The 7,725-nt window shown below is 60.4% G+C and carries 12 protein-coding genes; 6 read left to right on the top strand and 6 right to left on the bottom strand.

The window, feature by feature from the left end:
- Positions 1 to 343: 343 nt before the first annotated feature.
- The 5 genes from ACIGHL_RS22620 to merR all read right to left on the bottom strand — a co-directional run bounded on the left by ACIGHL_RS22620 (position 344) and on the right by merR (position 3,691).
- Complete coding sequence (locus ACIGHL_RS22620; RefSeq protein ID WP_023083084.1) at positions 344 to 1,090, bottom strand: helix-turn-helix transcriptional regulator; 747 nt, start codon at positions 1,088 to 1,090, stop codon at positions 344 to 346.
- Complete coding sequence (lspA, locus tag ACIGHL_RS22615; RefSeq protein ID WP_023083083.1) at positions 1,087 to 1,596, bottom strand: signal peptidase II; 510 nt, start codon at positions 1,594 to 1,596, stop codon at positions 1,087 to 1,089. Before lspA ends, ACIGHL_RS22620 begins: the two co-directional genes overlap by 4 nt.
- The gene (locus tag ACIGHL_RS22610) at positions 1,593 to 1,940 is read right to left on the bottom strand and encodes a DUF3703 domain-containing protein (RefSeq protein WP_044727165.1); all 348 of its coding nucleotides are present in this window, start codon (positions 1,938 to 1,940) and stop codon (positions 1,593 to 1,595) included. The genes lspA and ACIGHL_RS22610 overlap by 4 nt, the downstream gene beginning before the upstream one ends.
- A gap of 163 nt (positions 1,941 to 2,103) precedes the next feature.
- The gene (locus ACIGHL_RS22605; RefSeq protein ID WP_003089068.1) at positions 2,104 to 3,039 is read right to left on the bottom strand and encodes a recombinase family protein; all 936 of its coding nucleotides are present in this window, start codon (positions 3,037 to 3,039) and stop codon (positions 2,104 to 2,106) included.
- 217 nt (positions 3,040 to 3,256) lie between these two features.
- Entirely contained in the window at positions 3,257 to 3,691 is a 435-nt protein-coding gene (merR, locus tag ACIGHL_RS22600) for a mercury resistance transcriptional regulator MerR (protein ID WP_000429838.1), read from the bottom strand.
- 71 nt (positions 3,692 to 3,762) lie between these two features.
- Here merR and merT point away from each other — a divergent pair, with 71 nt between their 5' ends.
- From merT to merE, 6 genes are read left to right on the top strand one after another with little or no spacing between them, the layout of a single operon-like run.
- Positions 3,763 to 4,113, top strand: coding sequence for a mercuric ion transporter MerT (gene merT, locus ACIGHL_RS22595; protein WP_001294667.1), 351 nt, complete (start codon positions 3,763 to 3,765; stop codon positions 4,111 to 4,113).
- Positions 4,114 to 4,128: 15 nt separating this feature from the next.
- Positions 4,129 to 4,404: a mercury resistance system periplasmic binding protein MerP gene (gene merP / locus ACIGHL_RS22590; RefSeq protein WP_000735441.1), complete on the top strand. Its 276-nt coding sequence runs from the start codon at positions 4,129 to 4,131 to the stop codon at positions 4,402 to 4,404.
- Positions 4,405 to 4,406: 2 nt separating this feature from the next.
- Positions 4,407 to 4,652: a mercury resistance system transport protein MerF gene (merF, locus tag ACIGHL_RS22585; protein ID WP_023083081.1), complete on the top strand. Its 246-nt coding sequence runs from the start codon at positions 4,407 to 4,409 to the stop codon at positions 4,650 to 4,652.
- On the top strand, positions 4,649 to 6,295 hold the full coding sequence (merA, locus tag ACIGHL_RS22580) for a mercury(II) reductase (protein WP_000136268.1): 1,647 nt from the start codon (positions 4,649 to 4,651) through the stop codon (positions 6,293 to 6,295). The genes merF and merA overlap by 4 nt, the downstream gene beginning before the upstream one ends.
- Positions 6,296 to 6,311: 16 nt before the next feature.
- On the top strand, positions 6,312 to 6,677 hold the full coding sequence (merD, locus tag ACIGHL_RS22575) for a mercury resistance co-regulator MerD (protein ID WP_003465059.1): 366 nt from the start codon (positions 6,312 to 6,314) through the stop codon (positions 6,675 to 6,677).
- Positions 6,674 to 6,910 carry a broad-spectrum mercury transporter MerE gene (gene merE / locus ACIGHL_RS22570; RefSeq protein WP_001087809.1) on the top strand — a complete coding sequence of 79 codons (237 nt, stop codon included), beginning with the start codon at positions 6,674 to 6,676 and terminating at the stop codon, positions 6,908 to 6,910. The genes merD and merE overlap by 4 nt, the downstream gene beginning before the upstream one ends.
- A 52-nt stretch (positions 6,911 to 6,962) precedes the next feature.
- Here merE and ACIGHL_RS22565 read toward each other — a convergent pair whose 3' ends face one another.
- The gene (locus ACIGHL_RS22565) at positions 6,963 to 7,577 is read right to left on the bottom strand and encodes a recombinase family protein (RefSeq protein WP_046622512.1); all 615 of its coding nucleotides are present in this window, start codon (positions 7,575 to 7,577) and stop codon (positions 6,963 to 6,965) included.
- Positions 7,578 to 7,725 lie beyond the last annotated feature (148 nt).

Below are 7,725 nucleotides of genomic sequence, written 5' to 3'. Positions count from 1 at the left end.
CAGAAAGTGGCTTGAAATGGTGTCCACCAAAAATAGGTGCACACCATGCCGCTATCTGGAAGAAGCGGGGAGATGGGTTCGGCGGACGGTTACCGCCGAAAAGGCTGGATGCGCTCCAAGCCAGCAATGAGTAGCAGCCCCGCCGCGGCGACTATGGGTGTGGTGGGCCAATACGGTATACCTGCATACAGCGCCCAAATCATGAAGGAGGCACAGCCGCCAAACACAAGTGGATAGCTCAGCCACCGTATGGCGAATCGCAAGGGAATAGACATCGCTCAGCTCCTGAGTAGGGAGCCATGACTGTATGTGGGAAGGTCCGCTTTCGGCTTGAACGAAAGAGCTACGACCCCTGAAGATCGACTTCAGCCAGGGCGGAGGAAGGATCGATGCCCAGCAGTGCCCGGAATGTCCGGGAGAAATGTGCCGAGTCAGAAAAGCCCGCCTCATGGGCCGCTTCAGTGAGTAGACCCCCTTTGGCTAGGTGCTGTAGGGCTTGTGTGAGACGTAACCATTTCGCATAGCTGCGCAGCGGCAAGCCTGTCTGTTCCACGAACCAATGGGAAAACCGTGTAGGGGATAAATGCACCAACGCGGCCATTTCTTCGCGCCTCATTTGGCCTCTATGCAGCGCTTCAATCACCTTTGTCAAGCGAGGATCTGGAATCGGTGGATCGGGTAGCCGCAGTGCCTGGCGCACCCCCGTCCTAACCTGGAGAGCGGTATGTCCTGTCTCGCGCAGCATATCGATAATCGCTACTACGTCCGCCGGGGCGATCACGACTACCCTTGCTTCTTCGGTACCCCGCATAGTTGGGGCTTCATCGGATAGTGCATCCAGATAGATCGACAGCACTCGACCAGCACTGATCCGGTGTTTCAGGCCCGCGGCGATGAAGATGGCAGCCCCTGTTTGAATGCCCAACGGGGTTTCAACCGATACAGGTGAATCGAGGCCCACTGAAATCTGATGCGCCTGATGGTGGTGCCACTCCTGGTGGCCGGCACGGCCATGAAAGATGCCGATGCCGGGCCCTATCCAGGCCTGGCCTGCCCAGCGTACGGTATCCGTTGAGAGCGAGCCTTTCATTCGTTGACTCGGCCGGCTTCCGCATTTGGGCTTAGCAAACTGCTCAGGATCAACATGGCGGCGCCACCGACGATAGCAATATCCGCCAGGTTAAACGCAGGCCAATGCCAGGACAGCCAGTAAAAATCCAGGTAGTCGATTACATGGCCTCGAAATGCGCGATCAATCAGATTCCCAACTGCCCCGCCCAAGATAAGGCTATAGCCTAGGGCTTCGCTTTTGGCTCTGCGTTTACGCAATATCAGAGCCAGCACGATCGAAACGACCAAAGCTATGACAATGAAGAAGTAACGCTGCCAACCACCCGCGTCAGCCAGGAAGCTGAACGCTGCACCGGTATTCCAGAAGTGAACCAGGTTGAAGAACGGGGTGAGAGGAATCACGGTGCCGACCGGGAGCGAACCCGTAATTGCGCTTTTCAACGCTAGGTCGGCCGAGGCAATGGCTAGCGATAGCATCCACCAGAACCCAGGAGCAACAAGAGGTGATCTAGGAGACGACCTCATTGCATTTCTCCTTGAAGAAGTCGCTGCAGCTCCGGTGAAATAGGCATCGGCGCAAAAGCACTGACCCTGGCGCGCCCGCTGTTTCCGAGCGGCACCCAGATCTTCGAGAACAGCAGGGCCGCCATGATTCGCGGTACTTGGCTGAGCACCTTTCGTAAGTCGCGCAACTGCCAGCCGGCCCTCAGCATCAGCCAATGGCTCTGAGCATGAAGAATAGGCATTCGCTGGCTCAATATGTGGGCTCGCTCCAGCCAGGAGAAAGCCTCGGTTGGCGCCTCTTCATTAAGTGCTTTCCTAGCCTGGAAGAAGGCCTCATCAATGGCAATGCTGAGAGCGGTATTCATCTGGATCTCACTTACGCAGTAGATGCCCGAGTGAACACCCTATAGCTGCTATAGGGTCAAGCGCTATGGGCGATTCAAGACGACGCAAAAATGACTTTATGCCGGATTACGAAAGAGGTTTGTGGGGTTTGGGGAGCAATGGAACCAAAAACCAACGTAAGCCCTACCACCTGCGCTCGGTGCCTTCTTCCCAGGCATCCGCCTCGATGAAGCAGTTGCGCATGTCGGCTTCCTGGCTGATCTCGGTCAGCAGGTCGTGCACGGTCTTGTCCAGCTCGTCGTCGCTTCGATACGAAATGGCCAACTCGTAGTGGCCCGACTCCAGCCGTTTCATGCCGTAGGGTTCCAGGCAGTAGCGCTCGATGTTCTCCTTGGCCCGTTTCCGGCCGCGCACGAACTTGCTGTTATTCACCACCGCCAGGCGCAGGGTGACGGTGGCCACCCGCTCGACAGCGGGCGGCTCTGCCGGCGATGACGACGAGGCCGTGATCTGCTGATCGCGTGACCGGGCGCTCTTCTGGTATGCGCCGATCTCGACACCCCGGTGGCGCAGGTAGCTGTACAGTGTGCTCTTGGAGATGTGTAGCTTCTCGCCGATGGCGCTGACGCTCAGGCGACCCTCGCGGTACAGCGTTTGCGCCGCCATGGCGGTGGCCTCGGCCTTGGCGGGCAGACCCTTGGGACGGCCACCGATCCGGCCCCGCGACCGTGCGGCCGACAGGCCCGCCTGAGTCCGCTCGCGGATCAGCTCGCGCTCGAACTCGGCCAGCGAGGCGAACAGGTTGAACACCAGGCGGCCTTGGGCATGGGTGGTGTCGATGGGGTCATTCAGGCTCTGCAAGCCGACCTTACGCTCTGCCAGCTCGCCGACCAGCTCGACCAGGTGCTTGAGCGAGCGCCCGAGGCGATCCAGTTTCCAGATCACCACGGCATCACCCGGACGCACGTTGGCCAGCAGTTTGTCCAGTTCCGGACGGGCGCTTTTCGCGCCGCTGGCGATGTCTTGGTAGATGCGTTCGCACCCGGCCTGTTTCAGGGCATCGACTTGTAGGTCGGCTTTCTGATCCCGAGTGCTCACTCGCGCATAACCGATCTTCATCAAAAGTACCGTTTACTCGACTACGTTAGTAATAGTTGAACTTTGATAAAGCGTACCAGTTATTTGAACCGTAGCGTGGGGAGCTTAACGAACCGAGCCTGTCACTTTCAGAAGGCGACAGCACGAAATATCAAAAGTCGACCGCACGGTCTTTTCTGACGTTGGAGTCGCCTCAGAAAACGGAAAATAAAGCACGCTAAGGCGTAGTTCCCTCGGGCTACACCGCGTCCGCACTGCGCGGTTCTTTCTTCCCTTGCAGTGACGCAATCAGCGGGCAGGAAACGTTCCCCTTCCGCGCATGGCAGGCGCACACCAAATCAGACAGCACGGCCTCCATGCGCGCCAGGTCAGCCATCCTCTCGCGCACGTCCTTGAGCTTGTGCTCGGCCAGGCTGCTGGCTTCCTCGCAATGGGTGCCATCCTCCAGCCGCAGCAGCTCGGCGATCTCATCCAGGCTGAAGCCCAACCGCTGGGCTGATTTCACGAAGCGCACCCGCGTTACATCCGTCTCGCCATAGCGGCGAATGCTGCCGTAAGGCTTGTCCGGTTCCGGGAGCAAGCCCTTGCGCTGATAGAACCGGATGGTCTCCACATTGACCCCGGCCGTCCTGGCGAAAACGCCAATGGTCAGGTTCTCCAAATTGTTTTCCATATCGCTTGACTCCGTACATAACTACGGAAGTAAGCTTAAGCTATCCAATTCAGATTCGAAAGGACAAACGTATGTCTGAACCTCAAAACGGGCGCGGCGCGCTCTTCACTGGCGGGCTGGCCGCCATCCTCGCCTCGGCTTGCTGCCTCGGGCCGCTGGTTCTGATCGCCTTGGGGTTCAGCGGCGCTTGGATCGGCAACTTGACGGTGTTGGAACCCTATCGCCCCATCTTTATCGGCGTGGCGCTGGTGGCGTTGTTCTTCGCCTGGCGGCGCATCTACCGGCCGTCAGCCGCCTGCAAACCGGGTGAGGTTTGCGCGATTCCCCAAGTGCGAGCTACTTACAAGCTCATTTTCTGGGGCGTGGCCGTGCTGGTTTTGGTCGCGCTCGGATTTCCCTACGTCGTGCCATTTTTCTATTGATCACAGGAGTTCACCATGAAAAAGCTGCTTTCCGCCCTTGCCCTCGCTGCCGTTGTTGCCCCCGTGTGGGCCGCCACCCAGACCGTTACGCTGTCCGTACCGGGCATGACCTGCTCGGCCTGTCCGATCACTGTCAAGAAGGCGATTTCCAAGGTCGATGGCGTCAGTAAAGTTGACGTGACCTTCGAGACGCGCGAAGCGGTGGTCACCTTCGATGATGCCAAGACCAGCGTGCAGAAACTGACCAAGGCTACCGAGGATGCGGGCTACCCATCATCAGTCAAGAACTGATCATGAAAGACCCGAAGACACTGCTGCGGGTCAGCATCATTGGCACAACCCTCGTGGCGCTGTGTTGCTTCACCCCTGTTCTGGTCATTTTGCTCGGTGTGGTCAGCTTGTCCGCGCTGACCGGCTATCTGGACTATGTGCTGCTGCCTGCGCTGGCGATTTTCATCGGCTTGACCATCTACGCCATCCAACGAAAACGCCAAGCCGATGCCTGCTGCACCCCGAAATTCAATGGAGTAAAAAAATGACCGAAATCACCGTGAATGGCATGACCTGCACATCCTGCGCCACCCATGTCAAAGATGCTTTGGAAAAGATTCCCGGCGTGAATGCCGCTGTGGTGTCCTATCCAGAAAGCCGCGCGCAAGTCATGGCAGACACCGCCGTGAGCCACAACCAACTGCTGGCCGCCATCGCCGCATTGGGTTATCAAGGCTCGATCCGGGTTGGTGATTTCAAAGATGAACCAAAAATCCGTGATGCACTTGAGGGCGCCGGTTTGCATATCGCCATCATTGGCAGCGGCGGGGCCGCGATGGCGGCGGCGCTGAAGGCCGTCGAGCAAGGCGCGACGGTCACGCTGATCGAACGCGGCACCATCGGCGGCACCTGCGTCAATATCGGCTGTGTGCCGTCCAAGATCATGATCCGCGCTGCCCATATTGCCCATCTGCGCCGGGAAAGTCCGTTCGACGGCGGTATTGCGGCAACTGTGCCTGCGATTGACCGCAGCAAACTGCTGGCCCAGCAGCAGGCCCGTGTCGATGAACTGCGGCACGCCAAATACGAAGGCATCCTGGACGGCAATCCAGCCATCACCGTTTTGCACGGTGAAGCGCGTTTCAAGGACGACCAGAGCCTGGTCGTCCGTTTGAACGAGGGTGGCGAGCGCGAGGTAACGTTCGACCGCTGCCTGGTCGCCACCGGTGCCAGTCCGGCCGTGCCGCCGATTCCGGGCCTGAAAGAGTCACCCTACTGGACTTCCACCGAAGCGCTTGTCAGCGACACCATTCCCGCACGCCTGGCCGTGATCGGTTCGTCGGTGGTGGCGTTGGAACTGGCGCAAGCCTTTGCCCGGCTCGGCAGCCAGGTCACGATCCTGGCACGCAGCACCTTGTTCTTCCGGGAAGACCCGGCCATCGGCGAGGCCGTGACAGCCGCTTTCCGCGCCGAGGGCATCGAGGTGCTGGAGCACACGCAAGCCAGCCAGGTCGCCCATGTGAACGGCGAATTCGTGCTGACCACCGGACACGGTGAATTGCGCGCTGACAAGTTGCTGGTTGCCACCGGTCGGGCACCGAATACGCGCAGCCTCGCGCTGGACGCGGCGGGGGTCACTGTCAATGCGCAAGGGGCCATCGTTATCGACCAAGGCATGCGCACGAGCAACCCGAACATCTACGCGGCCGGCGACTGCACCGACCAGCCGCAGTTCGTCTACGTGGCAGCGGCCGCCGGCACCCGTGCCGCGATCAACATGACCGGCGGCGACGCAGCCCTCAATCTGACCGCGATGCCGGCAGTGGTGTTCACCGACCCGCAAGTCGCCACCGTGGGCTACAGCGAGGCGGAAGCGCACCACGATGGCATCGAGACCGACAGTCGCACGCTGACACTCGACAACGTTCCGCGAGCGCTTGCCAACTTCGACACACGCGGCTTCATCAAGCTGGTCATCGAGGAAGGTAGCGGACGGCTCATCGGCGTGCAGGCGGTGGCCCCGGAAGCGGGCGAACTGATCCAGACGGCGGTGCTCGCCATCCGCAACCGCATGACGGTGCAGGAACTGGCCGACCAGTTGTTCCCCTACCTGACAATGGTCGAGGGGTTGAAGCTTGCGGCGCAGACCTTCAACAAGGACGTGAAGCAACTTTCCTGCTGCGCTGGATAAAAAAAGGAGGTTTTCAATGAGCGCCTACACCGTGTCCCGGCTGGCCCTTGATGCCGGGGTGAGCGTGCATATCGTGCGCGACTACCTGCTGCGCGGATTGCTGCGTCCGGTGGCGTGCACCCCGGGCGGCTATGGCCTGTTCGATGATGCCGCCTTGCAACGGCTGTGCTTCGTGCGGGCGGCCTTCGAGGCGGGCATCGGCCTGGACGCGCTGGCGCGGCTGTGCCGGGCGCTGGATGCTGCGGACGGCGATGAAGCGGCCGCGCAGCTTGCCGTTCTGCGCCAGTTCGTCGAGCGTCGGCGCGAAGCGTTGGCCGATCTGGAGGTGCAGTTGGCCACCATGCCGACCGAGCCGGCACAGCACGCGGAGAGTCTGCCATGAACAGCCCCGAGCGCTTGCCGTCCGAGACGCACAAACCGATCACCGGCTACCTGTGGGGCGCGCTGGCCGTGCTCACCTGTCCCTGCCATTTGCCGATTCTCGCCATTGTGCTGGCCGGCACGACGGCCGGCGCGTTCATCGGAGAGTACTGGGGTATCGCAGCCCTCACGCTGACCGGTTTGTTCGTCCTGTCTGTGACACGACTGCTGCGGGCCTTCAAAGATCGATCATGAGCGCTTCCCATTGAGACAAACCACGCTGTCGCTACGTTGCCTCATGCCGGCATCAAATTCGGCTGAGTAGCTTCTCGCCATCTGGACGTAGCTCACCCTTGGGTGAAACATGCCGATACAGGGTCTGCCGCGTGACGCCAAGTTCCTGGCACAGGTCGCCGACCTTGGTCTCTGGCTGACCCATTGCCGCCATCGCCAGCCGCAGCTTGGCGGCGGTCATCTTGAACGGCCGGCCGCCTTTCCGCCCGCGCGCGCGGGCCGAGGCTAGGCCGGCAATCGTGCGCTCCGCGATCAACTCGCGCTCGAACTCGGCCAGGGCGGCGAAGATGCCAAAGACCAGCTTGCCGGCGGCGGTCGTGGTGTCGATGGCCGCGCCGTGCCCGGTTAATACCTTCAAGCCGATGCCGCGCCCAGTCAGGTCGTGCACGGTGTTGATGAGATGTCGCAGGTCGCGTCCGAGCCGATCCAGTTTCCACACGACCAGTGTGTCGCCAGTTCGCAACGCCTTCAGGCAGCTCGTCAAGCCGGGCCGATCCTTGCGCATGCCGGATGCCTGGTCCTCGTAAAGATGTACTGGATCGACCCCGGCGGCAATCAGCGCGTCGCGCTGCAAATCGGTAGCCTGGGAGCCGTCCGCCTTCGATACCCGCATGTAGCCTATCAGCATGTCGTACCTGTCACATATACGTTGGTTTTTGGTTCCATTGCTCCCCAAACCCCTTGATCACGCAGATGTCGCCAGCGGCCTGGCGGCACATCCTGCTGAACGGGCATTACACCTTCCAGACTGACGGCAAGTTCATCGACCTGGATGC

Origin of the sequence: Pseudomonas sp. NPDC077451, from assembly GCF_044543345.1 — a bacterium.
Taxonomy (GTDB): Bacteria; Pseudomonadota; Gammaproteobacteria; order Pseudomonadales; family Pseudomonadaceae; genus Stutzerimonas.
This window is presented reverse-complemented; position numbering and strand designations above follow the sequence as displayed.

Excerpts from the sequence above, each read along its gene's own strand:
- merR (WP_000429838.1), bottom strand. The coding sequence starts at position 3,691 with ATGGAAAACAATTTGGAGAACCTGACCATTGGCGTTTTCGCCAGGACG.
- ACIGHL_RS22565 (WP_046622512.1), bottom strand. The coding sequence starts at position 7,577 with ATGCTGATAGGCTACATGCGGGTATCGAAGGCGGACGGCTCCCAGGCT.
- merA (WP_000136268.1), top strand. The coding sequence starts at position 4,649 with ATGACCGAAATCACCGTGAATGGCATGACCTGCACATCCTGCGCCACC.
- lspA (WP_023083083.1), bottom strand. The coding sequence starts at position 1,596 with ATGAGGTCGTCTCCTAGATCACCTCTTGTTGCTCCTGGGTTCTGGTGG.
- merF (WP_023083081.1), top strand. The coding sequence starts at position 4,407 with ATGAAAGACCCGAAGACACTGCTGCGGGTCAGCATCATTGGCACAACC.
- ACIGHL_RS22605 (WP_003089068.1), bottom strand. The coding sequence starts at position 3,039 with ATGAAGATCGGTTATGCGCGAGTGAGCACTCGGGATCAGAAAGCCGAC.
- merE (WP_001087809.1), top strand. The coding sequence starts at position 6,674 with ATGAACAGCCCCGAGCGCTTGCCGTCCGAGACGCACAAACCGATCACC.
- merT (WP_001294667.1), top strand. The coding sequence starts at position 3,763 with ATGTCTGAACCTCAAAACGGGCGCGGCGCGCTCTTCACTGGCGGGCTG.
- merP (WP_000735441.1), top strand. The coding sequence starts at position 4,129 with ATGAAAAAGCTGCTTTCCGCCCTTGCCCTCGCTGCCGTTGTTGCCCCC.
- ACIGHL_RS22610 (WP_044727165.1), bottom strand. The coding sequence starts at position 1,940 with ATGAATACCGCTCTCAGCATTGCCATTGATGAGGCCTTCTTCCAGGCT.
- merD (WP_003465059.1), top strand. The coding sequence starts at position 6,312 with ATGAGCGCCTACACCGTGTCCCGGCTGGCCCTTGATGCCGGGGTGAGC.
- ACIGHL_RS22620 (WP_023083084.1), bottom strand. The coding sequence starts at position 1,090 with ATGAAAGGCTCGCTCTCAACGGATACCGTACGCTGGGCAGGCCAGGCC.